The organism is Pseudomonas sp. NPDC090203, assembly GCF_044746765.1.
Lineage (GTDB): Bacteria > Pseudomonadota > Gammaproteobacteria > Pseudomonadales > Pseudomonadaceae > Aquipseudomonas > Aquipseudomonas putida_AD.
In genome coordinates, this window is sequence record NZ_JBIVCV010000017.1 from 1 (window position 1) to 25,846 (window position 25,846).

Sequence of the window (25,846 nt, forward strand, 5' to 3'; positions counted from 1 at the left end):
GAAAACGAAGCATTCTTTATCGGCGCTTTGGTGGAAGGGGTGGGGACGATTTCTCCCACGGTCTGTACTGCGGCTAACAGTCAGAAGCTGGCTTTAGTCCCACCCACCCCTTCGAGTCCTACCATACAAGCGGGCTCGCCCGCGAAGGCGTCATTACCGACACCACCGCAGCGCCTGACTCACCGCCATCGCGGGCAAGCGCGCTCCTACAGCGATCGTGCCGCCCACCCCGCCGGCAAGCCGTGCTGCTACGCAGGCAGTTATTCTTCGCCCACAAAAAAGCCAGCCACCGTCTCCGATGGCTGGCTTGATCCAGGGCTACACCTCTCAGCCAAACAGCTTCTGCACGTTACTCATTGCGTCATCGGCAAACCCCTGCAGGAATGCCTCGAACTCGTCTGCGCTCATCGTATTACCCACAGCAGGCTCAGCGATGATGGTCCAGGTGGCAATGCTGCCAGCATCCCCTGCAGGCACCACCGTCATCGAGGCCCAGAGGTTGCCGACGCCCAGGTTGTTGTGGATGGTGGTCCAGGTCATCGACAGGGCGCTGTCGTCACGCGAGTTCAACTGCTCGACCACCTCCAGCCCGCCTTCCCTGAATTTCTTGTGACGGACCGAGCCCACCCCATTGCCGATCACTTCAATGCTGGCCAGCGCCGGGATGAAACGGGTAAAGCCACCGAAATCGCCGACCACCTTCCACACGTCCTTGGCCGGCGCCGCGACCTTGACCGATGACACCACCGGCGTACCCGCAGGGTTGCTCACCAGGGTGTCGGGTTTGAGCGGCTGGATCTGGTTGATTGCGTTCATGTCGTTCTCCATTACGTAGGTGGGTATTGCGTTGGGTAAAGTCAGATGAAGTCGATTTCCCGGAGGTAGTCGCAGCCCTTGCGCAGCAGCGCAGGGGTTTTCTGCGGGTAGCGCTCGCCCATGCGCTCAACGCCAGCCAGGGCGTTCTGGTAGGCGATCATCGAGATGTCGCCGATGTCTTCCTCGAAGCCGTCCAGGTAGAAGCCGAGCACGCCGAACAACGCGTTCTGGCTGTCGACCCGGTTGAGCTGGGTCTGCCAGTGCGCCACGCTAACCATCTCGAACTCGCGCCCCGCTTCACGGAACGCGTCGACGTAACCGCTCCAGCTCAGAGGCTCTGGGTTATGCAGGTTGAAAACCGCGCGGGCAGGGTGATAGCGGCTGCTGTGAAAGCCGATGAAGCGCGCCAGGAAGTCCACCGGCATCAGGTCGAAGGTCATCGAGAAGTCCGGCACCTGGCCCAGTTGCATCGAGCCCTTGAGCATCAGCATCAGTCGGTTCTTGTGCGGCTGGCAGACGCCGGTGACGCTGTTGAACGCGATGTTGCCGGGGCGATAGATGTTCACCCACGCCCCAAGCTCCCGTGCCTGCTGCAGGATGCGCTCGGCGACCCACTTGGACAGGTTGTAGCCGTTCTTGATGTAGATCGGCGGCGTCTCGGCTGCAGGGGCTTCCAGCACGCTGCCATCGGCGGCCACCGCACTCGAGGCCGACAGCGTCGAGACAAAGTTGAAGACCTTCTTGCTGCGCCCCTCGCACAGGCGCAGGCATTCGAAGATCGGCGCCACGTTGTCCTTGGCGAGCGTCTCGTAGTCCTGCACGTGATTGACGTTGGCTGCGTTATGTACCAGCGCACCGAACTCGCGATCCAGGCGCTCGTACACCTCATCGGCAAGCCCCAGCTGAGGCCGTGTCACGTCAGCGGCGTACACGCGCACCCGGCTGAGGTCCAGGTGTTCCAGGCGGTTCTCGCGCAGCGCATCGATGAAGCGGTCGCGGGCCGTCATTCCGCCGCCTTCACGCACCAGACACGCCACTTCGGTTGCGCCCCACGCCAGCAACGCCTGGACGATATGCACGCCGAGAAATCCGTTGGCGCCGGTGACAATCACCTTGTGCACATCGCCCAGCTTGCCCACTGGCAGGATCGGCAAATCGAGCGGCCTGGTGGCGTCCTTGATCGCCTGTGGGCTGACGGTCCAGCTGGATGCCCCGTCGCTTTCAATCAGCGACGCCAGGTTGATCAGCGTCGGCGCTTCGATGAAGCGGTTGATGGGGATGCTGCGCCCGAACTGCTCGCGAATCCCCAGCAGCATCTGCGACAGCAGGATCGAGTGGCCACCCAGATTGAAGAAGCTTTCGTCGGTGGAGATATCCCCCGGCGGCAGCTCCAACAGTTCGGCCCACAAGGCCAGCAGCTGCCGCTCGTTGTCGGTGGCGGGTTCACGACGCGGTGCCTGCTCGATCATGTTCACTGGCAATTGCAGCAGTGCCTTGCGATCGATCTTGCCGTTCTGGGCGAAGGGCATCTTCGCCAGTTCCGTATAGGCGGCAGGGCGCATGTAGTCCGGCAGTAGCCGTTCGACGTGGGCCTTGAGCAGATGCCGCGCCGCATCCGGCTCGACCCCGTGAGGTTGCGCCAGAAACGCCAGGATGCGCCGATGCTCGTCGACCACCACCGCCACCTGCCGGTACAACTGGCTGTCGCGCAGGCAGTGTTCGATCTCTTCGGGTTCAACGCGAAAGCCGCGGATCTTCACCTGATTGTCTCGCCGTCCCGACAGCTCGACACCCTCGTCGGTCCACTTGCCGATATCACCGGTGCGGTAGGCACGCAGGGTTTCGCCGTCACCCAAGGCAATGTGCACATAGCGCTCATCGGTCAATGTCGGGTTATGGATATACCCCAGGCACACCCCAGGCCCTGCGATGTACAGCTCGCCCGGCGTCTGTTCGGCTACCGGCTGCATCTGCTCGTCGAGAATCAACAGCTGGCTGTTGGCAATCGGACGGCCCAGGTTGCGGTTGCTACTGCCGGGCTTGAATTGGCCGGCGGTGATCAGCACCGTGGCCTCGGTCGGGCCGTACAGGTTGTGGAACCGGCATTGCGCGGCCAGGCGCTCGATGACGTAGGGCTCGCAGACATCGCCACCGGTCATCAAATGCCCGAGACGCAGCGGCTGCTCCATCGGCAGAATGCTGAGCAAGGCGGGCGGCAGGAAGGCGTGGGTCAGGTTGTCGTCGAGCAGATCGCGCAGCTGTAGCGGATCGCGACGCTGATCCTCGCTGGCGACCACCAGCTCGGCACCGCTGAGCAGGGTCGGGAAGATGTCGATCACCGAAGAGTCGAAACTCAGGGTCGAGAACTGCAACACCCGGCTGTGCTCCGACAGCCCCACATATTCGGCGTACCAGGCCGTGAAGTGGCTCAGGTTGCGCTGGCTGAGCATCACGCCCTTGGGATGCCCAGTGGTGCCCGAGGTGTACAGCGCCATGCACGGCGCGTGGCTGTCGGGGCGCTGAGTCATCAGCGGTTCAGTGCCGGGCGTGGCCTTGATGGCGCTGATGTCCAGCCCCGGCACACAGCCCCCCGCCAGTGGATGCTGGCCGTCGTGCAGCAACAACACCGCTGCACTGTTTTCCAGGATGTACTGCTGACGTGGCAGTGGCTGGCTGGGGTCAAGAGGCAGGTACACCGCTCCCAGACCCAGGATGGCGAGAATCCCTGCGAACAAAGCCGTCGATTTGGGCAGGCAAATGCCGATCACGACCGGTTCATTTGACGCCCCCAGCAGCGGCCTGATCTGCGCCTTAATCGCCACGCTGTGCGCGCGCAATGCGTCGTAGCTGATGCGCTGCCCGTCGATGTTCAGCGCACACCGTTCGCCGAAGGCGCTGAAGCTGGCGTCGAGTCGGGCCGTCAGCGGCACCTGGGCGATGCTCAGCAGATGGGACTGCGCGGTATGATTGAAGCGGTGCTCGAAGGCCAGGCGGTCCAGTTGCTGCAACCCTTCCTGCCATTCGCTCTGCGGCGGCAGAGCCGATTCGGCCCGGGTGAAATGCTCGCCGTCGCGAGAGAACCGGCTGACCATCAGCGCAACGCTGTCGATCAGCGCGGCCACCGCAGCGTCACGCAGCACGCGACCATTACCCGACGGCTCGGCTGGCATGGCTTCGCGCAGTATCAACCGCTGCGCCGTCGCGCTGCCATACCAGCACAGCAATTCCAGCCGTGGCAGGCCCTGGGCCAGATCAGGCGTCAGGCCGACCCGCAAACCCAGATGCACGCGGCTGCTGAAGGCCTGCAGGCGGGTGCTGTTGAGGTCCAGCGTGCCGTCTTCGATCAGCATAGAAGGGCTTTGCAACGCGCTGTCATCAAGTGCCTGCGCGTCGGCAAGGTGGTGTATCAAATGGCCGTGGCTGTCGAGCTCGGCGCTGAGTTCGCTCAAGGCCCTGCTATGGCCGATGAGCACGATCTCCAGGCGTTTCATAGCGCGCCTCCTGCTGGCAGATAGTCAGCCAGCGCCTGTTGCACACAGGAGGACTCGAGCATCGAGCTGGTCTTGAAAAAGCGCACGATGTTGCCCACCAGCGGGTGATGGCGGTTGATCGGGAAGCACATCGCTTGGGTTTCATCACGCAGCGCCTGCCTGATGGGCTCGGAGACCGCGAGATGATCGATCAGCACGAAGTCGAAGGACTTCTGGATGTCGTTGGTCAAATATTGAGCAATGAACACCGGCATGATCTGCGCGATGGTTGCGCGGTCTTCCTCGGATGCGGCGTGCCAGTAGATGCGCACCAGCCGCGCCCAGAAGCCTGAATGCCGGCCTTCGTCGAGCAAATGGTCGGCCATCAGCCCCTTGATCGACTGCTTGACCGTGTCGTCCTTGGCGAACGCCGCCACATCGTTGGTGACAGTGTTCTCGGCAATGGCCACGCAGATCAGCTCGACGGCGCTGCGCAGGTGCTCGGGCGCCAGGGCCAGTGCGGCAGGGATGGCGCGGCTCAGCTCGATTTCAAGGGGCAGATGGATGGGCTCGATGCCGGTCAGGGCGATGGTCTGCTGCATGAAGTCCATGGCCACCAGCGCGTGGTAATCCTCGTCCACCACCACCGTCATCGCGTCGTAGCGGCAAGCGAAGGGGAAGCGGATCGCGAAGTTGTCCTTGGCGATGCTACGGGCGGTCTTGTCGACGATCTCGGTCTCGAAAATCACCACATCGTTGATGAACTTGTACAGGCTCTGGATCAGCGCGAAATCACGCAGGTGCGGGCATTCGCGGGTGAAGGTTTCACTGAGCACCAGCGGTTGGCGACTCAAGGGGTAGATGAGTTTTTCGTCGTTCTCGACGATGCGGCGCGGGCGGGTGCGGATCGTGGCACGGCCTTCCCAGGCGTCGACGAAAGACAGGTAGTCTTCGGCTTTCATGGTCTTGTCCCTGTGCGGTGAGCGGAAGAGGGGGGCGCCGGTGGGCGGCTCATGCGCTGGCTTCCAGTGCGGGCGTGCGCATGCTTACGCGCAGGGCATCCCACAGCGCGATGCGGCTTTCCACGGCGGCGATGGCGGCGGCGTAGACCTCGTGCTCACGCTGCTCGTCGCCATCGACCAGGCGCGCCAGCAGCGACTCGGCGGCTGGCCCGTGATCCTCGGAGTCGACTTCGATGTGGCGTTGCAGGTAGTAACGAAAGGTCGGTGCCTGATGGGCGGTAATGCCCCAGTCGTCGAGAATGCTCTGGAACATCAGCGGGATGACGCTCTCGCGGCCATGCAGGAACGCGGCCGCCACGCTGTGGGCCGGGGCCTCGAGCGCTGTCGCCAGGGTGTCGCGAACGAAGCGGATTGCCGCCCGGTCGGCGTCGACGCTGTCCAGCGCGGTGTCGACATGCACACCCTCCTGCTGCAACGCGATGAAGCGTTCGATATTGGCGGTGCTCGCGCCGACTTCACGCATGGCGTCCAGGTACAACTCGAAATGGCTGTAGTGGCCGTGATCGACGCGGTCGTCTGACTCCTCCCCCAGCACGATTTCATTGATCAGGCGCGCAGCCTTGGGGTCCTTGGGCGGCAGCCAGGGCAAGCGGGTGCAGGTCAGCTCCTGTTGCAGGCGCTTGGTCAGTGACATGAAGTCCCAGACGGCAAACACATGGGCCTCCATGAAGCGCCGCAATACCGCCAGAGAGTCGATTTCGGAAAAGATCGGATGAGCGCTTAGTTCAGACTTCTTACGGTTCAATAGTTGTTGTTGGGTCTGCATGTTATGGCGTCCTTGATGTGGGAAAGTTCTGTGCGGTCCAGACGTCGGTGTGGCCTGCTTCATAGAGTGCTTGCGCAAGTTTCATTAAAGACAGGCGAGCGCAGGCCGCGAACAGATACTTCGTCAAATGGTCAGTGGGATGATCAGCCAAATGCCCGTGGCATAGGCGTCGCGTGGCTGCCAGGCGCTGGATGCCGTTGAAATTCCGGCGCCTGGCAGTTGGCGACGAGAAAACGTTAAATCACTTTTTAATAACTTATCAAATAGTTTTTTACTTATTTTAAAGTGTATGAAAACACGGCGCGAAGTGGGCTGATAAAACTATTGAAATAAGTTTTATTGGGATGAGCGCAACCCTTCCAACTCACTGGAGTCAGAATTGATAACAATGAACGAATGCCTCGTTCAGCATTGCGCGTTAACTGAATAATCGAATAAGAAGGAATTTTGTGTGGGCGGCGTTGTTAGGCATCCCGATACGACCGCACCCGTTGTACTGCTCCTTTTATTGCTCCATGAAAGTGACCTGTTGCGCGCCTGACTGCAGGCGGGTCCGTTTGGCGAGTGTGCCTGAAACACAGGAATGCGCAGGCTTAACGCTGGCAGAAATCACAGGGGGTGCAATGGGCGGGACGGTCGCAGGAGGGGGTGAATCGGCAGAGGGCGCTCACCGCCGGGGCTCAGACGTCGAGCAGCCCCAGGTGAGTGTTGATGATGTGCAGCAGGCGAGTGCGCTGCGAGGTGAGGAAGTCATGGTTGCCGAGCACTTCGATCAGCTCGAATTCGCGGCGGGTGAACTCGCGCCAATTCATCATGCTGGCGGCGGTGTCGCGTGCGTCGTCGCTGCCGTAGAGCGCGGTCAACGGAATGTTCAGCCCTTCGTCCGGGCGATGGGACCACAGCTCGGAGAGTTTCAGGTCGCTGCGCATGACCGGTTCGAACAGGCGCATGAGCTTGCTGTCATGCAGCACCGATTCGGGAACGATGCCGAGCCTGGTCAGCGCCTGGATGAAATCGTCCTTGGGCAGCGTGTGCAGGTAAGGCCGGGCTTGCTGGCTGTCGGGGCTGCGGCAGCCGGAGATGAACAGATGGCGGGTCAGGCCCGGGGAGTGGGCTTGCGCCAGGCGCGCCATCTCGTAGGCGATACGGCCGCCGAAACTGTGGCCGTAAAAGGCGTGGGGTTCGTTCAGGTAGGGTTCGAGAGCCGGAAAGGCGTCCTCGAGCAGCGGCGCCCACTGATCGTAAGGCGTTTCCTTGAGGCGGCTGCCATGCCCGGGCAGGCGCAGTGTCACAAGCTCGATGTGATCGGCCAGGCCCCGTGACCAGTCACGAAACAGCTCGGGATCGGCCCCGGCATCCGGAAAACAGATCAGGCGCGTGCGGATAGGCTGTCCGGAACTGACCACCATCAGCCATTTGCTTTTCGCGGCGTACACTCGCAATCCCCGGGCCTGCGACGGCAAGCCAGCTACTACCGTGGGGCCGGGTCCTTCGGCGCTGGCACCGCAACAGGCGATGCCGTATCAGCCCCATGCCCAATCCGGTCAATGACCGCGAGCAGAGGCGCGAATGCTGGACCGTGAACAGTCGCCGTTCACGGTCGTTGAACCCTCACTGGGCGAGGGCGCGCTTCCTTGACGCCGAGGCGGGTCTGGCGACTTCCGCTGGACGGCTTTTCAGATAGTTGTTGATGGCTTCCACACCGCGGTTCAAGTGGTGGGTGAGGGCGCTTACCGTCGATTCGGCGGCGCCGGCTTCGGCCATCTGCAGCAGTTCGTAGTGGTCGTGCTGGGAGAGCTTGCCCAGGCCCATGTGCTTGAGATTGAAGCGCAGGAAGCGCTCTTCTTCGTTCAGACCGTCTTCGACCAGCTTGAGCAGGCGCTTGTTTGGCGCACGGCTGTAGAGCGCCATGTGAAACAGGCGGTTGAGCGTGCCCATCTTGGCGTAGTCGGTTTCGATCTCCAGTTGCTCGATGTAGCCGCGGGCACGGGCGATGTCTTCGGCGGTCAGCAGCGGGATCGACTGACGCAGGGCTTCGGATTCCAGCAGGATGCGCAGGGCATAGGCGTCGGTGGCGTCTTCATTGATCAGGGGAGCGACGACCGCGCCCTTGTGGGTTTCGACCCGCAACAGCGACTGGGCTTCAAGCTGGCGCAGGGCCTCGCGCACGGGCATGCGGCTGACGCCAAACAGCGTGGCCAGCTCCTGCTGACGCAATGCCATGCCCGCCGACAGTCGGCCGTCGAGGATTGCGCTGCGCAGTTTTTCCTCGATCACGGCGCGTGCCAGATGTGCAGGAGGCTGTTCGTCCCCCAGGATTTCCCGCAGAAATTGCTCTCTCTCAGTCCTGCGCATCGATTACTTCTTCTTCATTGTTCAAATATTGGATCCAATGGAACACTAGAAGCCCCGGCTTACCTTGTCAAACTTTGTAACATCCTCGGCCCTGTCGCGGCAGACCGCATTCTACAAGGCTTTGTGGCGAGAATGTGCGCACCGTGTTCTATCCTTTGAACGATACGAGGCGTCGGAAAACGGTCGCCTGGACGTGGCATTTTTACGTTCACTCCGGCAGACATTCGAAGTCATTGAATTGCAAGCCAATGATCGCCAGATGCCATTATTGTCCTCGGTTGGAGGCTCGCTATCGAGTACCTCCGGTCGATCCCATGGATAGAGAACTTTGGCGACCCGCTGCGCTTTCGACCGGCTTGCACGCAGGTGCTGTCAGTTATTGCTGACGGGCGTCGTGCTGGCCGGTTTTGCCTACGCCGACTGGGACTTTTCCCTGATTGTGCGGCGGGCCAGCGCACTGTACGGGCCATCGGTGGAGGGGCGGCACCGTGTCGATGAATGGAAAGCGATGCTCGGCGGGAGTAAACCGGCCGGTGATCTGGAAATGCTGGAGCGCGTGAACCGGTTCTTCAATGGCGAACTGCGGTATGTGGAGGATATCGATCTGTGGCACATGGACGATTACTGGGCCACGCCCGTCCAGGCGCTGTGGAGGGGCGCAGGCGACTGTGAAGATTTCGCCATCGCCAAGTATTTCAGCCTGCGGCAATGGGGAATGCCCGCAGACAAGCTGCTGATTACCTACGTCAAGGTGCTCAATCCGGAGCGGGCACACATGGTGCTGACGTACTACCCCGACGCAGATGGCGAGCCGCTGGTGCTCGACAGTCTGGTCGACACCATTGAACCTGCCGATGCGCGCAAGGACCTGTTGCCGGTGTACGCCTTCAACGGGGAGGGCGTGTGGTTGCCGGATGCGACGGACAGCACCATTGGCAGTAACAGCATTGCGGGGGATATCAAACAGCTGTCCCGCTGGCAGGACGTGTTGAACAAGATGAAAGCCGAAGGTTTTCCGGTCGAGGGCAATACGCCCTGACCCATCCGACAGAACAAGGATTGACCCATGACCCTGTTCAAACAGCTGTTGATCGCCATTTGCCTGTTCATGCTGGTCGCCTTCAGCGGCGGCTTCATGGTCAGCCTGGAGAGCTCACGTAACCAGTACGTCAATCAGCTGCGCTCCCACGCCCAGGATGCGGCCACCGCGCTAGCCCTGTCGCTGACGCCTTCGGTGGACGACCCGACCATGATGGAACTGATGGTCAGTTCGATCTTCGACAGTGGCTACTACGCGCGCATTCGCGTGGTGAACCCTGCAACGGGCAAAGTTTTGGTCGAGCGCAGCGCCATGCCTGCCGCCACGGCACCGGACTGGTTCATCAAGCTGATCGCGCTGGAGCCGGCCGGGGCCAGTGCGATCATCAGCCGCGGCTGGCGCCCGGCAGCGCGGGTCGAAGTCGTCAGCCACCCGATGTTCGCCATCGGCAAGCTGTGGCAAGGCGCCCTGGGCAATCTGGGCTGGCTGGTGCTGTGCGGGGCGATCAGTTTCCTGCTGGGCGCCTGGCTGTTGCGGCGCCAGCTCAGGCCGCTGGACTACATGGTCGAGCAGTCCCAGGCGATTGGCCGACGGGAATTTCTCAGCTTGCAGGAGCTTCCCGCCACCCCCGAGCTCAGGCGGGTGGTACAGGCCATGAACCAGATGGTCGACAAGCTCAAGGCGCTGTTTCATGAGCATGCCGAGCGCACCGAAAAACTGCGGATCGAATCCTACGAAGACAGCCTGACCGGCCTTGCCAACCGGCGCTACTTCGACATGCGCCTGGATCAGCATGTCAGCCAGGTCGAGGACGCCCGCTCGGGTTACCTGCTGTTGATGAGGGTCAACGACCTGACCGGCCTGAATGAGCGGCTGGGGGGAAAGAAAGCCGACGCATTGCTGGTGGCCGTCAGCGATGTGCTGGTGCGCCAGTGCTTCAACCATGCCGAGGCGCGGCACCTGATCAGCCGGATTCGCGGCGGCGAGTTCGCCGTGCTGGCGCCCGGACTGGTCAAGGAAGAAGCGCTGCAACTGGCCCGCGAGCTGGAAACAGCGTTGAAAAGCCTGCGTGGCACCGGCGCTTCGGACGTCAGCCCGGCAGCCTATATCGGCCTTGCGCCCTACACCCCCGGTGATTCGGCGCAAACCCTCATGGGCCTGGCCGACCAGGCCATTTCCCAGGCCGAAACCCAGACCGGGCAAATCTGGCACTGCATTGAGCACGGCGCGGTGAGTAGCCTTGAGGACGATCACCACGCCTGGTACGAGCTGCTCGACCAGGCCCTGACCGAGCGCCGCTTCCAGCTGTTTTTCCAACCGGTCATGGATGCCCGCGATGAAAGCCGGGTGCTGCATTTCAAGGTGCTGTCACGGGTGATCGATGAGGAATCACAAACCCTGCCCGCTGGCCGTTTCCTGCCCTGGATCGAACGCTTCGGCTGGTCGGCGCGGCATGATTTGCTGATGCTGGAAACCGTCTTCGAGCAACTGCCCCGGCACGACCAGATGCTGGCGCTGAACCTGTCGGCGGCGACCCTCTCCGATCCCGGTGCGCTGAACGAGGTGATGGAGGTGTTGAAGCGCAACGGACATCTGGCCCACCGGCTGATTCTGGAAATCGGCGAAGAGCAGGTGCCGGATCAACAGGAGCTCGAAGACCTGACCCGACGCCTCAAGGACCTGGGTTACTCACTGGCCCTGCAGCATTTTGGCGGGCGCTTCAGCATGATCGGCAACCTGTCGAGCCTGGGCCTGGCGTACCTGAAGATCGAAGGCAGCTACATCCGCGCCATCGACCAGCAGCGGCACAAGCGGCTGTTCATCGAAGCCATCCAGCGCGCGGCGCACAGCATTGATTTGCCGCTTATTGCCGAGCGGGTGGAGACGCAAGGGGAGTTTGTGGTGTTGCGGGAGATGGGGATTGCGGGGGTTCAAGGGCAACTCTTTGGCGACCCCGCGCCGTGGGAGTAAACCTTGTAGGAGCGCGCTTGCCCGCGATGGCGGTGTGTCAGCCAAATGAAATGGCACAGACAGATCGCAATCGCGGGCAAGCGCGCTCCTACAGCGCGTTTATTAGAGATAGCGCCCTGTCACAAAATGCTGCACATCATTGAAGCCCGGCGTCGAGGCGTGGCCCGGGGTCACCAGGGAATCGATGAACGCCTCGTCTTCGGCGGTGATCTTCACGCTCAGCGCCTTGGTGTAGCTGTCCCACTGCTCTTCGGTGCGCGGGCCGACGATGGCCGAGGTCACGGCCTGGTTGTTGAGCACCCAGGCGATGGCGAATTCCACCAGGCCGACGCCCTTGTCCTTGGTGTACTGCTGCAGTTTCTGCGCAATGTGCAGCGACTCGGTGCGCCATTCGGTTTCCAGAATCCGCTTGTCCTGTCGCCCTGCGCGGGTGCTGCTGTCAGGCGTGACATCCGGTGCGTATTTGCCGCTGAGCACGCCACGGGCCAGCGGGCTGTAAGGCACCACGCCCAGGCCGTAGAACTTCGCCGCAGTGATCTGCTCAAGCTCGGCCTGGCGGTTGACGATGTTGTACAGCGGCTGGCTGATGACCGGCTTGTCCACGCCCAGGCGCTGGGCGACGTTGACCACTTCAGCGATGCGCCAGCCACGGAAGTTCGACACGCCCCAGTAGCGGATCTTGCCTTCGCGAATCAGATCGCCAATGGCCGAAACCGTCACCTCCAGCGGCGTGCTGTGGTCTTCCTTGTGCAGGTAATGGATGTCGATGTAGTCGGTGTCCAGACGACGCAGGCTGGACTCGATCTCATTGAAGATGTGCTTGCGGTTCAGGCCGCTGGTGTTGGGCGCGGTGTTGCCCGAGCTGCTGCCGACCTTGGTGGCCAGCACCCACTCGCTGCGGCGCGAGGCGATGGCTTCGCCGACGATTTCTTCCGAACGGCCGGCGTTGTAGACGTTGGCGGTGTCGATGAAATTCACACCTTCATCCCAGGCCTTGTCGATGATGCGCAGGGATTCTTCGGTGCTGGTCTGCACCCCGAACATCATGGAGCCCAGGGTCAGCGTGGAAACCTTCAGGCCGGACTGGCCCAGCGTACGGTAGATCATTGCTCGATATCCTTTTCGTCAGGGAAGTGGAAATCAGGACAGCTCTAGACCGGACATACTCGCCTGTTCGAGACGGATTTGAAAAGTGACAAATTCAAACAGGTTTCACCGGACCTGTAGGAGTGAGCTTGCTCGCGATTGCGGTGTGTCAGGCAAATGAAATGGCACAGACAGACTGCTATCGCGAGCAAGCTCACTCCTACAAGGTTTCGGCGGGGATCAGATGGGGAGGTCAGGATGCGTGAGCTTTGCACGCCGCCCCGCGAGAAAGCACAGCGTCCCTCCCACCGCCGTGAGCCCCGCCAACACATAAAACATCGTTGGTGCTGGCGAATTGATCAATAAATAACCGCAGATCACCGGGCTCATGGCGCCGCCGAATGCCGCCAGGTTCTGCGCGCCCAGGTAGCTGCCGCGCAGATGCTCGGGGGCGATGGTGTCGACGAACAGGTACTCGGCCGGATAGATGATCATCTCGCCCAGGGTGAACACGAACATCGCCGCGCACCAGGCCAGGGTGGTCTGGGCGAAACTGAAGCCGAACAGGCCGAGGGCGAACAGCGCAGTGCCCAGGCAGATCCAGTACGGCAACTGCTCGCGCTTGAGAAAACGGCCGATCTGGTACTGCATCAGAATCACCGTGATCGCGTTGCACGCCAGCACGGCGGAGAGGATTTTCAGTGCCTGTTCCGAGGTGTGGGTGACCAACAGGAACTGCGACAGGTACAGCGTGTAACGCCCATGCACGATGGTACTGAGCAGGCTGCCTCCGGTGAACAGAATCAGCGTGCGGTCGTTCTTCAACGTGGCGAGGGTGTCGAGAAAGCTGCGCGGCTGGTTCTCGTTGTCCGCCACGGTCGGCGGAATGCCGATCATCAGGAACACGCTGCCGAACGCGATGGCGGCGGCGATGAAAAAGGGCGCCAAGGGCAGTTGCCCGGCAATCAGTACGCCGAGCATCGGGCCGGTGGCGTAGCCGATGTTGGTCAGGGTGTAGCGCAGGGAAAATACCTTGGCCCGCTGACCGATGGGCAGGTTCTCACTGATGATGGCTTTGGAGCCGATGAGAAAGAGTGCCGACGCGGTTTCGGTGATGACCAGGGTCAAGGTGGTCAGGTAGACGTTGCTGGCAAAGGTCAGCAGCGTGAAGCCGATGGAGCTGGAGAGCATCGCTAGAATCAGCAGCTTGCGCTTTTCCAGACGGTCGATGACGTAGCCGCCATACAGCCCCAGCAGCGTCGCGAGAAACACCGCGATGCCCATCAACAGCCCGACGTCCTGCTGGTTCAGGCCCAGCTTTGTGCTCAGGAATAGCGTGAGCAAGGGACTGGTCATCGCCCGGCTCATGACGATGGTCAGCGAACAGACCATCAGGCGACGGATGACGAGGGAGTAGGTGGCCACTGTTGTTCTTATGTCCTGTGTTCGGTGTCACCGTGTAGGAGCGCGCTTGCCCGCGATCGCGGTGTGTCAGAGACATCAACGTTGGCTGACACACCGTTGTCGTCCGAATGCGGCCCAGACCAAGCGCGCTCCTACAAGATCGGAATCGCGAAATCGTCCGCGCGAGCGATCACTGCCCCTGATTCATCCCCACCTTGCTCACCGCACCCTGCTCAAGCTCCCACTTCTTGAGGATCTTGCCGTAGGTGCCGTCGTCGACCATCGCCTGCATCGCTTCGGCTATAGCCTGGGCCAGCTCAGGGTTGGACTTGTTCACGCCAAGCCCGGTGAACTGCTTGGAAATCGCCAGGCCGATCGGCTTGTAGGTGTCCTTTTCCTGGGACATCAGGTACGGAATGGTTTCGCTGCCTTGCATGGCGGCGTCCAGACGGCCCTGGCGCAATTGAGCGCGAGCGTCGGCCGAACCTTCGGAGCCGCTGACGACGATGGCCGGTTTGCCTTTGGCCTCGCAGTTTTCCTTGCTCCACGCAGCGATTTCAGCCGGCCAGGTGGTGCGCCGGCTGGTGCCGACTTTCTTGCCGCACAGGTCTTCAGGCTGATTGAGTTCGGTATTCTTGGTCAGCGTGTACAGCTGCGGGCCGCTGGAGAAGTAGTCGATGAAGGTCACCGACTTCTGGCGCTCGGCGGTGTCGGTCATGCCCGACAGGATGATGTCGAAGCGCTTGGTCACCAGGCCGCTGACCATCTGCTCGAAGGCGGTTTCCTGCCATTTGATCTTCACGCCCAGACGTTCGGCCAGGGCGTTGCCCAGGTCCACATCGAGCCCGGTCAGGGTGTTGGTGGCGGTGTCCTTGAAGTCCATCGGCGGGTAGTTCGGCACGATGGCGGCGGTGATTTCGCCTTTGTCCTTGATGCTGGCGGGCAGCTCGGCGAAGGCCGCAGTGGAAGCCATCAGGCCGGCGAGCAGAGTCGGGAGGATCAGTTTTTTCATGGTCGTTCTCGTTTGTTCTGGTTTAGGTGCGAACGGCAGAAATGAAGCTTTGGGTTCGTGGGTTTTGTGGGCTTATTAGAATGTCTTCGGGGCTACCGGCCTCCACAATCTGGCCGCCGTCCATGAACACCATGCGGTTGGACACTTCGCGAGCGAAGCCCAGCTCATGGGTCACGACGATCATGGTCATGCCGCTGTGCGCCAGATCGCGCATCACCGACAACACTTCGCCAACCAGCTCCGGATCGAGGGCGGAAGTGGGCTCGTCGAACAGCATCAGCTTGGGCCGCATGGCCAGCGCGCGGGCAATCGCCACGCGCTGTTGCTGCCCGCCCGACAGTTCGACGGGATAGGAATGGCGCTTGTCCGCAAGCCCGACGCGAGCCAGCAATTCGATGGCTTCTTCGTTGGCTTCCTTGGGCGAGCGCTTGAGCACCTGGATCGGGCCTTCGATGACGTTCTGCAGCGCCGTCATGTGCGGAAACAGGTTGAAACGCTGGAACACCATGCCGGTGCTCAGGCGCTGGCGGGCGACTTGCGCGTCAGTCAGTTCATGCAGCTTGTTGCCGACCACGCGATAACCGACCAGCTCGCCATCGACCCACAGGCCGCCCTTGTCGATCTTTTCCAGCTGGTTCACGCAGCGCAGCAGGGTGCTCTTACCCGAGCCCGAAGGCCCGATGATGCACAGCACTTCGCCTTGTTCGACCTCGATGCTGACGTCCTTGAGGGCGTGGAACTGGTCGTAGTATTTGTTCAGGCCGACGGCTTTGACGATGCTTCTCATGCTTGTTCTCCAGGGCCTGACTTACGAACGCTTGCCGGCGCCGCGAGCGAAACGCAGCTCCAGACGGCTTTGACCGAACGACAACACCGTGACCACGGCCAGGTACCAGATGCCGGCGACGATCAGCAGCTCCATCACGCGGGCGTTGGCGTAGTAGATGTTCTGCGCGTTGTGCAGCAGTTCGGAGTACTGGATCACGCTGGCCAGGCTGGTCATCTTCACCATGCTGATGAATTCGTTGCCCACCGGCGGAATGATCACGCGCATGGCCTGGGGCAGGATCACCCGGCGCAGCGCCTGCAGGCGCGGCATGCCGATGGATTTGGCCGCTTCATACTGGCCGGTGTCCACTGACAGCAGGCCGGCGCGCACCACCTCGGCGGTGTACGCGCCCTGGTTGATCGACAGGCCCAGCAGTGCGGCCACGAACGGCGTCATCAGGCTGACCGTGTCGAGCTGGAACACGCCGGGAATGCCGATCACCGGGAAGATCAGCGCCAGGTTGAACCACAGCAGCAGTTGCAGGATCAGCGGCGTGCCGCGAAACAGCCAGGTGTAGGTGATGGCCACATAGCGCAGGATCGGGTTGGCCGACATGCGCATGATCGCGGTAATCACGCCGATCACCACGCCCAGGATCATCGCCAGAATCGACATGACGATGGTGTTCACCAGGCCCCACAGAATGGCTTCGGAAGTCAGGAACTGGGCGATGTAGCCCCACTCGATCTGCCCGTTGGCAAATGCCCGGGCCAGGCCCGCCAGGGCAATGACGATCAGTGTGGCGAAGAAGATCCGGCCGTAATAGCGACGCGGGACATGTTCGTACTGGGTGATGTCGAACTCGTTCTCGGTCTTCTTGCGTTCGGCTTGCAGACGCTCTGCCTGGTTCTGGTTCATGGTGTGTCTCCGAAGCGTGTGCTGGCCGTGCGTATTCGATTTCAGCGAGTCATCGTCGGGCCGGTCAGTGTGTTCGGGCACGCTTTCGAGGCTGGGTGTTCGCTGAGAGTGAGGGGCAGTCTTGCGTTAAAAGTCCTGATCGAAGTGTCAGGTTTCATGGGGCTTAGATCAGCGGCCGGGTCATTGATCCGGGCGTCGAGTCGATGGTTGCCAATCGCCATTTTCTGTGGTCATTATTGTCATTCGGGCATGTTTTTGTTGTGGGTCAAAGCCTGTTGAATATGACGGGCGAGGTAAATCAGCATTATGGAAACTCCACTTTCCACTTCTGGAAACGTGCCACCTCAACCGGGCTATCGCCCACCCATTTCCCTCAGCGGGATGGACTTCAAACTGCTGCGAGTGTTTCAGGCGGTGGTCGAGGCCGGCGGCTTCAGCGCCGCGCAGAACGAGCTGAACGTGGGGCTTGCCGCGATCAGCAAGCAGATCTCGGACCTGGAAATCCGCATCGGCATGCGACTGTGTACCCGGGGCCGGGAAGGGTTTCATCTGACCGAAGAAGGCAAGCTGGTCTATCAGGCGGCCATCGAACTATTTGCCTCGGTGGACACTTTCCGCGACCGCATAAGTTCGGCGCAGAACGAACTGATCGGAGACTTGAGTATCGGCGTTATCGACAACACGATGTCCGATAAAAGTTCGCCCTTAATAACATCGCTTCGAACAATGCACGATGAAGCGCCCAAAGTAAGACTGCGCCTGCATGCTTCGCAACTTGATGAAATCGAACGCGGGGTGGTCGAAGGCCGACTGACCGTCGGGATCGTGCCGGTCTACCAGCGCCGCGAAGAGTTCGACTATTTCGAGCTGTACGAAGAACACGCCCACGCCTACTGCGCCGAGGGCCATCCGCTGTTCGACGCCGACGACCAGGCGCTAGACGTCGACAGCCTGCGCCACCATCAGGTCATCAACCACCGTTACGCGATCCATCGGGACAAGGCCAGTTTCGTCAACTACGACAGCCAGTCGGCGTCCGCTTCACAGGTCGAAGCCGTGGCGATCCTGATCCTGACAGGACGCTTCATCGGCTTCCTCCCGGAGCACTATGCCCGCAACCTGGTTCGCGACGGCCAACTGCGCGCCCTGCGCCCGGACCTCATCCACCTGCGCACCCCCTTCAACCTCATCCTGCGCCACAACGCCCCACGCAGCCCGCTGGTCAAAGCGTTCGCACAGGCGTTGGGGGTGGATTTGAAGCGGGAGGTGTAGGCGCGGTCGAGTTCGCTCGCTGTGCGGGAGCTTGCCCGCAAAGCGTCGGCAATCAGGCGATAGCTGCAAATGTCAGCCCGGTCGCGTGGACAACCCGGCGCATTGTTTTCAAGGTGGGATTGCCGCTTGGGGCGAGTGCCCGACGCAGGCTTTCACGGGAGAGCCCGGTTTTCTCTGCTATCACGGCCAGGCCGCCGCGTGCTTCAACCACATGCCTCAAGGCTGACAGAAAGGCAGACTCACCGCCTTCCTGGTCCAACTCCTCGAACGCGATCCGCAGATATTCCGCCGCGAATTGTGGATCATCCCGAATCATCGCAATGACTGTATCGTCGTGATCACGTGATCTGGTCATGGCTTTCTCCGCTGGGTGAGGTGGTTGGTACATCCCAGGTTTACCCGCTGGATGTGAATTGATCGGACGCTATGACCGATAGCCGACCGCAGCCAAAAAATGGGTTGCCTATGCCCGTAGCAGTCCGGCTTGCCGGCGACGGCGTTTGCGAAGTCGCTATCGCCGGCAAGCCGGACTGCTACCTCTGAATTTCGCAAGTCTTAGCGGCCATACCCCGGCAGGCCCCAGTCTTCCAGCGGAAACTCAGCCAGGGACCCCAGCATCAGGTCGGCGTGGGCGTACTGTTCGGCGGGCATGTTCGAGTCCGGCACGGCTACGGCGTACATCCCGGCTGTCTTGGCGGCTGTCACGCCGAAGGGCGAGTCCTCGAACACCAGGCAATCGGCAGGATCTACGCCCAGATTGCGCGCGGCGACCAGGAAGATGTCCGGCGCAGGCTTGGCGGCGGTCACGTCCTGGTGGTCAGCCGTCACCACGTGCCTGAACAGCTCGAACCAGGAACGGTGGTTGCTCGTCTTCACGTGGAAGTAGTGCAGCGAGGAACTGGTGCCCACGGCAATCGGAATGTTGTGCTCGGCCAGATGACGCACCAGCGCTTCGGCGCCGTGCATCGGCTGGGCGTGAGGGAAGCGCTCGTCGAGCATGGGCTGGCGCACGGTGAGGAATTCGTCGGCGGACATTGGCAGCTCAAGCGCACCGATCACGTATTCTGCGAAGTCCTGCGAGCCGCGGCCGATGGAGTGCTGTTTGACGGACCAGTCGAAGGTCTTGCCGTGCCAGTTGGCGATGGTGTTGGTCACTTCGGTGTAGATGCCCTCGGTGTCCAGCAGCAGGCCGTCCATGTCGAAGATCACCGCCTTGATCGGTCCCTTGGGCTTGCGCGTGTCGCTCATCTCATCGATCCCTTATCGCAGGTTGAAACCCAGCCTAACGCCGGTGCAAGGGCCATGGCTAGGCGCAACGACTGCAAAATACCCTCGGCAGGTGCTAACCTCGGCGCAGTTCTCGCCGCCCTTCGGGGTCAGGGAAGACACGATTTCTTTTCAAGAACGGACATCTTCGAGCCAATACATGAATAAATCAGCCAAATTTGCCGTAGGCATCGTCGTGGTTGCAGGCGCTGTCATCACCGCAGGCGCCTGGTACACAGGGACGCGTCTTGAGGGCGTGCTCGGTGATGCCGTTGCCCAGGCCAATCAGCAGATGCAGGCTGCGCTTGTCGGCCACCAGGGCAGCGGGAGCGTGCAACTGGTTTCCCTCGAACGCCACTTCTTCACCAGCACCGCGCATTACAAGCTCACTTTCCAGACGCCAAAACTCAACGACGGCCAGCCGGTCGAGTTGCTGTTCGTGGATAACATCGAGCACGGCCCGTTTCCATGGAGCCGCGTGAAATCCCTGCAACTGGTGCCGGCAATGGCCGCCAGCAACACGCAGTTGGAGAAGAACCTCTACGCCGAAAAATGGTTCGCCATGACGGGCGACCAGCCGCCGCTGACCGGGCATTTCAGCATGGGCTACGACCGGGCCACCAAAGGCCGCGTCGAGGTGCGACCGTTCCAGTTCAGCAATCAGCAAGGCTCGTTCAGCTTCTCTGGCTTTACCCTCAATGCCACTGGCAGCGCCGATGGCGAGAAGCTCGAAGCCAACGGCTTGTTGGGTAGCCTGGACGTGACCGCCACCTCCGAAGAGGGCCCGGTCAAACTGAGCCTGCGCGATCTGACGTTCAACACCGGTGGCACCAAAGGCAAGTCCGGCTTCTATCTGGGCCACAGCGATGCGAAGGCAAGCTCGGCGATGTTCGAAGCTGCCGGTCGCCCGCCGATCGAGTTCAAGAACTTCGTCAACACCAGCCTGTTGCAGGAAGTCGAAGGCAACCTCAACGCCCAGGTGAGCTACGACATCGGCACGATCAACGTCGATGGCAAGGAGATCGGCTCTGCGCGGATGCTCTGGAAATTCGCCAACTTCGACATCGACTCAACCAAGGCCCTGCTGAAGATCTACCAGGAAAAAGTCCAGCCGCAGGCCCAGGCCGCAGCGGCGATGGGCGAATCCTATACGCCACATTTGAGCGCAGCGGACCAGGCGCTGGTGCAGGCTGAAGTCGGCAAGCTGCTGACCGCCAAACCCCATATCGAGCTGGAAAAGCTGTCCCTCAAGACCGCAAGCGGCGAAAGCCATTTCAGCCTGGCGATGGACTTGGCCAACCCGACTTCCCTCGACCAGCCTGGCGCGCAACTGCTCAAGCAACTGCTGACCCAACTGGACGCCAGGCTGGTGCTGTCCAAGCCGATGATTCAGGACCTGGCCGCGCTGCAGGCCAAATCTGCCGGCCAGACCGACCCCGCCGCCATCGCACAGCACGCCCAAGGCACGGCCGAATCGGTCGGTGGCATGGCGGTGATGCTGCAAGTGGGCAAGGTCGAAGGCGACAACATCGTCTCCAATCTGCACTACGCCGATGATGTGGTGGACTTCAACGGCGTGAAGATGAGCGCCCAGCAATTTGCCGCCGCGATGATGGGTAAAGTGGTCATGCTCAACGGCGGGCAATGAACCACCGCTATCTTGCCAGCGCGTGTGACCCGGTGAACGCGCGGTAAGCACCTGGCGGCCGGGTTTCGAGCAGTTGCGCAAGCAGTTGGTCGATGAACTGGTCGCCGTTTTCCACGCTGGTATCGACTACGTACTCCGGCTCGATCGGCGGCTCGTAAGGGCTGTCGATGCCGGTGAAGTTGCGGATCCGTCCTTCGCGCACAGCCTTGTACAGCCCCTTCGCATCGCGGCGCATGCATTCGCTCAGCGGCGTGTTGACGTGCACCTCGATGAACTGCCCCTCGGCGAAATGCTGGCGACAGGCATCGCGGTCTTCGCGATACGGCGAAATCGCCGAAACGATCACGATCAGCCCCGCGTCCACCATGAGCTTCGCGACCTCGCCGATGCGCCGGACATTTTCCCGACGGCTCTGCTCGCACATGCCCAGATCCTGGCACAGGCCCCGACGCAGGCGATCTCCGTCAAGCAGGTAACTGTGCAGGCCGTGGGCGACGAGTGTCTGGTCCAGCCGGTTTCCCAGGGTGGTCTTGCCGGCCCCGGACAGCCCCGTGAACCAGATGCAGCAGGCGCGCTGGCGCTTGAGCGATTCACGCTCGTCCTGGCCCACGGACAGGGGCGAGGCGATGATGGTCGGACGTGGCTCAATCATAGGAAAACAACTCGTAGTCTCGGGCGTAGACCTCGCGGATTCGCTTGCGCGAGGCGTCGGAACACAGGCCGGCGGTCTGATAGCGCGGGCCGGGCGAGCGGTTGAGGTGGCGCAGTTGAGCGCTGATATCCAGGTGCTCGCAGAGGGCGGCGAAATCCGACTCCAGGTGTTCCTGGCGGCCAATGAAATCGACGGCGATCTGGCCCATGCTGTTTTGCAGAAAATGATATTGCGGCGCGAAATGTATTTGTTTCGATACGTTTTCCGGATGCAGCCAGCCATCCACGAATGCGTCGAAGCGCGAATAACGGCTGACCAACTCGTAAGCCGCTCTATCCCGGGGCTGCGGATTTTGCAGTAAGTAACGATAAGCCGACAGTGCTCGATGTAATGGATCGCGTACAAAGCCAAACTTGAAGTATTGCTCATAGCGGTCTTTGAACTGCTTCTCATACCAGTACAACGGCAGATGACCGGTGGGCGTGTCGCCAAATATCGACATCGCCACGCTGCTGCCAGCGCACTTGGGGACGTGGATGAAGATGCATTCGAAATGGTCGAAAGCCTCGGGAAACCGGGCCTTGCGCGACAGCGTCTTGTTGACCACCTGGCGGTCGACGACAGAAAGCCGCTCCAGCAGAAACTCGCGGTGGCTCTTTGGAAACAACTTCCAGAGTAGGTGATTCATGAGGGGTGACCTGTAACGAGGTATGTAGCGAATTTCAGGTTACAGGCAGTTATAACGGGCGGGGCGAACTTTGCAAATACTTTACGTAAGTGGCAAGTTCAACTGATAAATGTATAGTTTGTATGGTTGTTGTTACATGTTCCTGTTTTGGATTTTGTAACATGCACTAACTGGCTGTTTTCCTTGCTGTCAAAAAGTATCTATTTTGTGAATCACCGCTCACCTTGTAGGAGCGCGCTTGCCCGCGACCGCGATCTGCCTGTGCCAAATGTGTTGAATGACACGACGCAATCGCGGGTAAGCGCGCTCCTACAGGCTTACCGGGCGAACCAGACCTGAAACTCCGGGTAGGTCAGCGCCTTGTACGCCGTAAACACCAGCACCACCGCGGCAAATATCAGCGGCCCGCGTTTCACCCTGGCAAACCGCTCACCGATCTTCTCGCGCAGCGCCGCATATGCCTTCGGATAGCGTCCGGGCGAGGCAAATATCCACAGCAGCATAAGCACGGCAAAACACCCCGATTCCCACGCCCCCACTTGCGAACCCATGTAGCTCGCAAGCGCCAGCGGCACGCCGTGACGCATCACCAGCGCCTGGCACCCGGGCCAGCTCAGCCAATCCGGCAGCAACCGCCTGCTCAGCCACTCGTCCTGAGCTCGCAGGGCGGTCGCGACCGGCCCCCAGATGCGCATGACGAACATGCACACCGCAGTCATCAGCACCGGGTACACACCCAAGAGTGCCGCGACATCCGCAAACGAGGTCGGCCGCGACAGCATGTGCTGCGGCAGGGTGCAGGTCAGCGCCATGAGCATCCAGCCAATCCACAGCCAGCGGCGCACGTGAACCGGGCGCGTGTGCAATTCACGCCAGCCTTGCAGGTCGGCATTGGGGAAATGCTCCAGCAGGTCCGGGAAGCGATGGGTCAACTTGCTGCACAACAGCTCGCAGGTTTCCCACAGATCGGCATTGCCGTTGCGCACCAGGTGCACACGCTCGGCATTGCTGGCGGGTGGGTCGAGCACCAGTACGGCGGCCTGCTCATCGGTGCGGGTCGAGCCACGGATCAGGCTGCGCTGAAGCTGCTTGAGGTACTCCTGTTTCTCGCAACGCTCGATCAGGCCGTGCCAGATGAAATCGGGCTGCGGTGTCGTGCGGCTGTTGATGTCCCAGCCGAACAAGGTGCAGATCCGGTCGAACAGCGATGGCGACCAGCCCTGGGTGTTGTGCAGAAACACCAGCATCCAGCGATACAACTGCTGGCGGCGCTCCAGGGCATTGAGCCACGGCTGGCGGCTCAAGGTTTCTATGGCACCGAACAGACCACGCTCGTCGCCCTTGGCCAGCGACGCCTCGAAGCCCTCGCGCTGGTCGTCCAGCAAGGCTTCGGTCAGCCAGCCTTCCTGATCGGGGTTGATGGGCGTGGTTTGCCAGGGCGTCAGCCAGTGCAGGTGCGCAATACCCGCCTGCAACAGGGGAATATTGGCCTTGGGGTCCTGCAGGCAACGGTTGAGCAACGCCTGCTGGAACGGTGCCGCGCAGCCTTGCTCCTGGGCTTGCAGATACTGTTGCTGCAGGTTGCTGTCGGTCGTGTGGCTGGCCAGCTCCAGTGCCAGCTTGGCGGCGAGCTCCGAAGACGTCGGGCCCCAATCGGTCAGCGCGGGCTGCTCGGCACTCATCTGCTGCGGCGCGATTTCAGGCTCGTCGCTGATCGAGGAAGTCTCGACCTCAACGTACTCTTCCTCGTCTTCGTACTCGCGCATCCGCGCCCAGTTCAGCGCATGTTCATAGGCTTCGCGCAGGCGCTGAAACGCCTGCGGATCGTCGTCCGGACGATTGACCTTCAAAAGCCTGGCGTACTGACGCTTGATGCTGCGTTCGTCAGCATCGCGGTCCAGTTCAAGAACGCTCCAATGATCCATCTGGCTTACCACTCCCCGCGTTCGAACCGGTCCACCTGCTCGACCAGACGCTTGCGCACCTCGCCGATCTGGCGTTCATCCTGAGTCTCCAGCACCTGCTGGAACTGGCTGGCCCACATGCCGATCAACTCGCGGGCATCACCCAGGTATTCCTGATAAAGCCGCTCCAGACGCGCCACCATGTGGGTGTTCACCTGCTGCTCGCGCGGATGGATCTTCAAGGACTCCAGCGCCTTGAGCCGCTCCTGTATCTCGGCGGCAGACAGCACGCCGGGGTTGTTCTCGATGACCAGCGTGTGCGCCTCGCCGGTCATGGGGATGCGCACGTCGGCTTCCAGGATGCCGTTGCTGTCGTAGGTGAAACGCACGTCGATCTCGACCTCGCCCGCCTTGTGCGGCGGCACCTGGATTTCCAGTTCGCCCAGCGCGATGTTGTCCTTCACCAGCCGGCTTTCACCCTGGAAAATATTCACGATCACGTGGCGCTGGTTGTCCTGCAGGGTGTTCACCGTTTTCACCCGGCTCACCGGCACCACGCTGTTGCGCTCGATGATCGGCAGGTAATGGCCTGCCTCCTGAACCTTGCCCATGGTGCGCGACACTTCGATGCCCAGCGTGTAAGGGCAGACATCCGTCAGCACCACTTCTTCCAGCGCCGAATCCCGAGCCTTGAGCGCCGCCTGAATCGCCGCGCCCTGGGCCACCACCTCGTCGGGGTTGAGGGTGATGGACGGGAAGCGGCCAAACAGACTGGCCGTCAGCTTACGAATCAGCGGCATGCGCGTGGTGCCGCCCACCAGCAGGATTTCGTCCAGATCCGCGACGCGAATACGCGCATCCCGCAACGCACGCTCGATGGGCGCGCGCAGGCGGTCGAGCAGCGGCGTGTAGAGCTTGATCAACTGGTCCTGAGTGATGCTCTGGCGCCATTCGCGGTCAGCGTGACGCAGCACGAAATCGACGCTCGCCTCCTGGCCCAGCGCCTTGCGCACCCGCTCCGCCTCGCGGCGCAGCGCCTGCTTGACCGAGTGAATGGTCGGGAACGCCGTCTCGCCCTTGTGCAGCGAAACGAAATGCTCCATCAGCAACTGATCGAAATCCTCGCCGCCCAGGAAGTTATCCCCCGCGCTGGCGCGCACCTCCATCACACCCTCGAACAACTCCAGAATCGACACGTCGAACGTGCCGCCGCCCAGGTCGAACACCAGAAAGGACGTCTCGCCTTCCTTCTGATGCAGCCCGTAGGCCAGGGCCGCCGCCGTGGGTTCGTTGATCAGCTTGTCGACCTTCAGCCCCGCCAGCTCACCGGCCACCCGCGTCGCCTTGCGCTGCGCATCGCTGAAATACGCCGGCACACTGATGACCGCCTCCGTCACCGGTTCGCCAAAGGCGCGCTCCACGTCCGACTTCAGACTCTTGAGCACCAGCGCCGACAACTCCTCCGGCCGATAACTGCGCGCACCCAGCTTCACCTCATGAGCACTGCCCATGTGCCGCTTGAACAGCGCCGTAGTCGTACCCGGATGCGTCTGCAAACGCTCGCGAGCGGCTTTGCCCACCAGCACATGCCCCTCGTCATCCAGCCCGACGACACTGGGCGTCAACAACTCCCCCAGCGCATTGCTGACCAGTTGCGTGGCGCCATCGCGCCAGACGGCGACCAGGCTGTTGGTGGTACCAAGATCTATACCGACGATCATGCCGAACGTGCTCCTTGCGGGACTGCTGTGTCTGTATCAGGTAGACGAAAAAGACAGGGTGGTGATT

At 61.4% G+C, this 25,846-nt stretch carries 21 protein-coding genes; 4 read left to right on the forward strand and 17 right to left on the reverse strand.

The window, feature by feature from the left end; genetic code table 11:
• Window positions 1-327 precede the first annotated feature (327 nt).
• The 6 genes from ACIPO9_RS24125 to ACIPO9_RS24150 all read right to left on the reverse strand — a co-directional run bounded on the left by ACIPO9_RS24125 (window position 328) and on the right by ACIPO9_RS24150 (window position 8,429).
• Window positions 328-816 (reverse strand): SRPBCC family protein, encoded by a 489-nt coding sequence (locus ACIPO9_RS24125; RefSeq protein ID WP_400610998.1) that lies wholly within the window; start codon window positions 814-816, stop codon window positions 328-330.
• 41 nt (window positions 817-857) lie between these two features.
• The gene (locus ACIPO9_RS24130; RefSeq protein WP_400783941.1) at window positions 858-4,307 is read right to left on the reverse strand and encodes a non-ribosomal peptide synthetase; all 3,450 of its coding nucleotides are present in this window, start codon (window positions 4,305-4,307) and stop codon (window positions 858-860) included.
• Window positions 4,304-5,248: a diiron oxygenase gene (locus ACIPO9_RS24135; protein WP_400783942.1), complete on the reverse strand. Its 945-nt coding sequence runs from the start codon at window positions 5,246-5,248 to the stop codon at window positions 4,304-4,306. Before ACIPO9_RS24135 ends, ACIPO9_RS24130 begins: the two co-directional genes overlap by 4 nt.
• A 49-nt stretch (window positions 5,249-5,297) precedes the next feature.
• Window positions 5,298-6,074, reverse strand: a complete 777-nt coding sequence (locus ACIPO9_RS24140) for a DUF3050 domain-containing protein (protein WP_400783943.1) — start codon at window positions 6,072-6,074, stop codon at window positions 5,298-5,300.
• Between the two features lie 680 nt (window positions 6,075-6,754).
• A complete protein-coding gene (locus ACIPO9_RS24145; RefSeq protein ID WP_274134140.1) occupies window positions 6,755-7,510 on the reverse strand; it encodes a thioesterase II family protein in 756 nt (251 codons plus the stop codon).
• A gap of 175 nt (window positions 7,511-7,685) precedes the next feature.
• Window positions 7,686-8,429, reverse strand: a complete 744-nt coding sequence (locus ACIPO9_RS24150) for a GntR family transcriptional regulator (RefSeq protein WP_274134141.1) — start codon at window positions 8,427-8,429, stop codon at window positions 7,686-7,688.
• 328 nt (window positions 8,430-8,757) lie between these two features.
• On the opposite strand from ACIPO9_RS24150, the gene lapG reads away from it, so the two are divergent.
• Both lapG and lapD read left to right on the forward strand, forming a co-directional pair.
• Window positions 8,758-9,468 (forward strand): cysteine protease LapG, encoded by a 711-nt coding sequence (lapG, locus tag ACIPO9_RS24155; protein WP_400783944.1) that lies wholly within the window; start codon window positions 8,758-8,760, stop codon window positions 9,466-9,468.
• A gap of 27 nt (window positions 9,469-9,495) precedes the next feature.
• Window positions 9,496-11,439, forward strand: coding sequence for a cyclic di-GMP receptor LapD (gene lapD, locus ACIPO9_RS24160; RefSeq protein ID WP_400783945.1), 1,944 nt, complete (start codon window positions 9,496-9,498; stop codon window positions 11,437-11,439).
• Window positions 11,440-11,541: 102 nt separating this feature from the next.
• On the opposite strand, the gene ACIPO9_RS24165 is transcribed toward lapD, so the two are convergent.
• The 5 genes from ACIPO9_RS24165 to ACIPO9_RS24185 form a co-directional block, all read right to left on the reverse strand.
• Complete coding sequence (locus tag ACIPO9_RS24165) at window positions 11,542-12,546, reverse strand: aldo/keto reductase (protein WP_274134144.1); 1,005 nt, start codon at window positions 12,544-12,546, stop codon at window positions 11,542-11,544.
• 219 nt (window positions 12,547-12,765) lie between these two features.
• The gene (locus ACIPO9_RS24170) at window positions 12,766-13,950 is read right to left on the reverse strand and encodes an MFS transporter (RefSeq protein ID WP_400783946.1); all 1,185 of its coding nucleotides are present in this window, start codon (window positions 13,948-13,950) and stop codon (window positions 12,766-12,768) included.
• Between the two features lie 169 nt (window positions 13,951-14,119).
• On the reverse strand, window positions 14,120-14,941 hold the full coding sequence (locus ACIPO9_RS24175) for an ABC transporter substrate-binding protein (RefSeq protein WP_400783948.1): 822 nt from the start codon (window positions 14,939-14,941) through the stop codon (window positions 14,120-14,122).
• A gap of 22 nt (window positions 14,942-14,963) precedes the next feature.
• Window positions 14,964-15,728, reverse strand: a complete 765-nt coding sequence (locus ACIPO9_RS24180) for an amino acid ABC transporter ATP-binding protein (RefSeq protein ID WP_274134147.1) — start codon at window positions 15,726-15,728, stop codon at window positions 14,964-14,966.
• A 21-nt stretch (window positions 15,729-15,749) separates the two neighbouring features.
• Entirely contained in the window at window positions 15,750-16,628 is an 879-nt protein-coding gene (locus ACIPO9_RS24185; protein WP_400783949.1) for an amino acid ABC transporter permease, read from the reverse strand.
• A 306-nt stretch (window positions 16,629-16,934) separates the two neighbouring features.
• On the opposite strand from ACIPO9_RS24185, the gene ACIPO9_RS24190 reads away from it, so the two are divergent.
• Window positions 16,935-17,900: a LysR family transcriptional regulator gene (locus ACIPO9_RS24190; protein ID WP_274134149.1), complete on the forward strand. Its 966-nt coding sequence runs from the start codon at window positions 16,935-16,937 to the stop codon at window positions 17,898-17,900.
• A 52-nt stretch (window positions 17,901-17,952) separates the two neighbouring features.
• Here the strand turns inward: ACIPO9_RS24190 and ACIPO9_RS24195 are convergent, their stop codons facing one another.
• Together ACIPO9_RS24195 and ACIPO9_RS24200 are read right to left on the reverse strand one after the other, a co-directional pair.
• A complete protein-coding gene (locus tag ACIPO9_RS24195) occupies window positions 17,953-18,255 on the reverse strand; it encodes an addiction module antidote protein (protein ID WP_274134150.1) in 303 nt (100 codons plus the stop codon).
• Between the two features lie 200 nt (window positions 18,256-18,455).
• The gene (locus ACIPO9_RS24200) at window positions 18,456-19,148 is read right to left on the reverse strand and encodes an HAD-IA family hydrolase (protein ID WP_400611021.1); all 693 of its coding nucleotides are present in this window, start codon (window positions 19,146-19,148) and stop codon (window positions 18,456-18,458) included.
• Between the two features lie 178 nt (window positions 19,149-19,326).
• Between ACIPO9_RS24200 and ACIPO9_RS24205 the strand changes: the two genes are divergently transcribed.
• Window positions 19,327-20,814, forward strand: coding sequence for a YdgA family protein (locus tag ACIPO9_RS24205; protein ID WP_400611023.1), 1,488 nt, complete (start codon window positions 19,327-19,329; stop codon window positions 20,812-20,814).
• Window positions 20,815-20,821: 7 nt separating this feature from the next.
• Here the strand turns inward: ACIPO9_RS24205 and cysC are convergent, their stop codons facing one another.
• From cysC to ACIPO9_RS24225, 4 genes are all read right to left on the reverse strand, one after another.
• Window positions 20,822-21,466 (reverse strand): adenylyl-sulfate kinase, encoded by a 645-nt coding sequence (gene cysC, locus ACIPO9_RS24210; RefSeq protein ID WP_400783951.1) that lies wholly within the window; start codon window positions 21,464-21,466, stop codon window positions 20,822-20,824.
• Window positions 21,459-22,154, reverse strand: a complete 696-nt coding sequence (locus ACIPO9_RS24215) for a sulfotransferase family 2 domain-containing protein (protein ID WP_274134154.1) — start codon at window positions 22,152-22,154, stop codon at window positions 21,459-21,461. The genes cysC and ACIPO9_RS24215 overlap by 8 nt, the downstream gene beginning before the upstream one ends.
• Before the next feature lie 317 nt (window positions 22,155-22,471).
• Window positions 22,472-24,079 (reverse strand): J domain-containing protein, encoded by a 1,608-nt coding sequence (locus ACIPO9_RS24220; RefSeq protein ID WP_400783952.1) that lies wholly within the window; start codon window positions 24,077-24,079, stop codon window positions 22,472-22,474.
• 5 nt (window positions 24,080-24,084) lie between these two features.
• On the reverse strand, window positions 24,085-25,779 hold the full coding sequence (locus ACIPO9_RS24225; RefSeq protein WP_400783954.1) for a molecular chaperone HscC: 1,695 nt from the start codon (window positions 25,777-25,779) through the stop codon (window positions 24,085-24,087).
• Between the last annotated feature and the right edge of the window lie 67 nt (window positions 25,780-25,846).

Excerpts from the sequence above, each read along its gene's own strand:
- ACIPO9_RS24125 (WP_400610998.1), bottom strand. The coding sequence starts at position 816 with ATGAACGCAATCAACCAGATCCAGCCGCTCAAACCCGACACCCTGGTG.
- ACIPO9_RS24130 (WP_400783941.1), bottom strand. The coding sequence starts at position 4,307 with ATGAAACGCCTGGAGATCGTGCTCATCGGCCATAGCAGGGCCTTGAGC.
- ACIPO9_RS24135 (WP_400783942.1), bottom strand. The coding sequence starts at position 5,248 with ATGAAAGCCGAAGACTACCTGTCTTTCGTCGACGCCTGGGAAGGCCGT.
- ACIPO9_RS24140 (WP_400783943.1), bottom strand. The coding sequence starts at position 6,074 with ATGCAGACCCAACAACAACTATTGAACCGTAAGAAGTCTGAACTAAGC.
- ACIPO9_RS24150 (WP_274134141.1), bottom strand. The coding sequence starts at position 8,429 with ATGCGCAGGACTGAGAGAGAGCAATTTCTGCGGGAAATCCTGGGGGAC.
- lapD (WP_400783945.1), top strand. The coding sequence starts at position 9,496 with ATGACCCTGTTCAAACAGCTGTTGATCGCCATTTGCCTGTTCATGCTG.
- ACIPO9_RS24165 (WP_274134144.1), bottom strand. The coding sequence starts at position 12,546 with ATGATCTACCGTACGCTGGGCCAGTCCGGCCTGAAGGTTTCCACGCTG.
- ACIPO9_RS24175 (WP_400783948.1), bottom strand. The coding sequence starts at position 14,941 with ATGAAAAAACTGATCCTCCCGACTCTGCTCGCCGGCCTGATGGCTTCC.
- ACIPO9_RS24180 (WP_274134147.1), bottom strand. The coding sequence starts at position 15,728 with ATGAGAAGCATCGTCAAAGCCGTCGGCCTGAACAAATACTACGACCAG.
- ACIPO9_RS24185 (WP_400783949.1), bottom strand. The coding sequence starts at position 16,628 with ATGAACCAGAACCAGGCAGAGCGTCTGCAAGCCGAACGCAAGAAGACC.
- ACIPO9_RS24190 (WP_274134149.1), top strand. The coding sequence starts at position 16,935 with ATGGAAACTCCACTTTCCACTTCTGGAAACGTGCCACCTCAACCGGGC.
- ACIPO9_RS24195 (WP_274134150.1), bottom strand. The coding sequence starts at position 18,255 with ATGACCAGATCACGTGATCACGACGATACAGTCATTGCGATGATTCGG.
- ACIPO9_RS24200 (WP_400611021.1), bottom strand. The coding sequence starts at position 19,148 with ATGAGCGACACGCGCAAGCCCAAGGGACCGATCAAGGCGGTGATCTTC.
- ACIPO9_RS24205 (WP_400611023.1), top strand. The coding sequence starts at position 19,327 with ATGAATAAATCAGCCAAATTTGCCGTAGGCATCGTCGTGGTTGCAGGC.
- cysC (WP_400783951.1), bottom strand. The coding sequence starts at position 21,466 with ATGATTGAGCCACGTCCGACCATCATCGCCTCGCCCCTGTCCGTGGGC.
- ACIPO9_RS24215 (WP_274134154.1), bottom strand. The coding sequence starts at position 22,154 with ATGAATCACCTACTCTGGAAGTTGTTTCCAAAGAGCCACCGCGAGTTT.
- ACIPO9_RS24220 (WP_400783952.1), bottom strand. The coding sequence starts at position 24,079 with ATGGATCATTGGAGCGTTCTTGAACTGGACCGCGATGCTGACGAACGC.
- ACIPO9_RS24225 (WP_400783954.1), bottom strand. The coding sequence starts at position 25,779 with ATGATCGTCGGTATAGATCTTGGTACCACCAACAGCCTGGTCGCCGTC.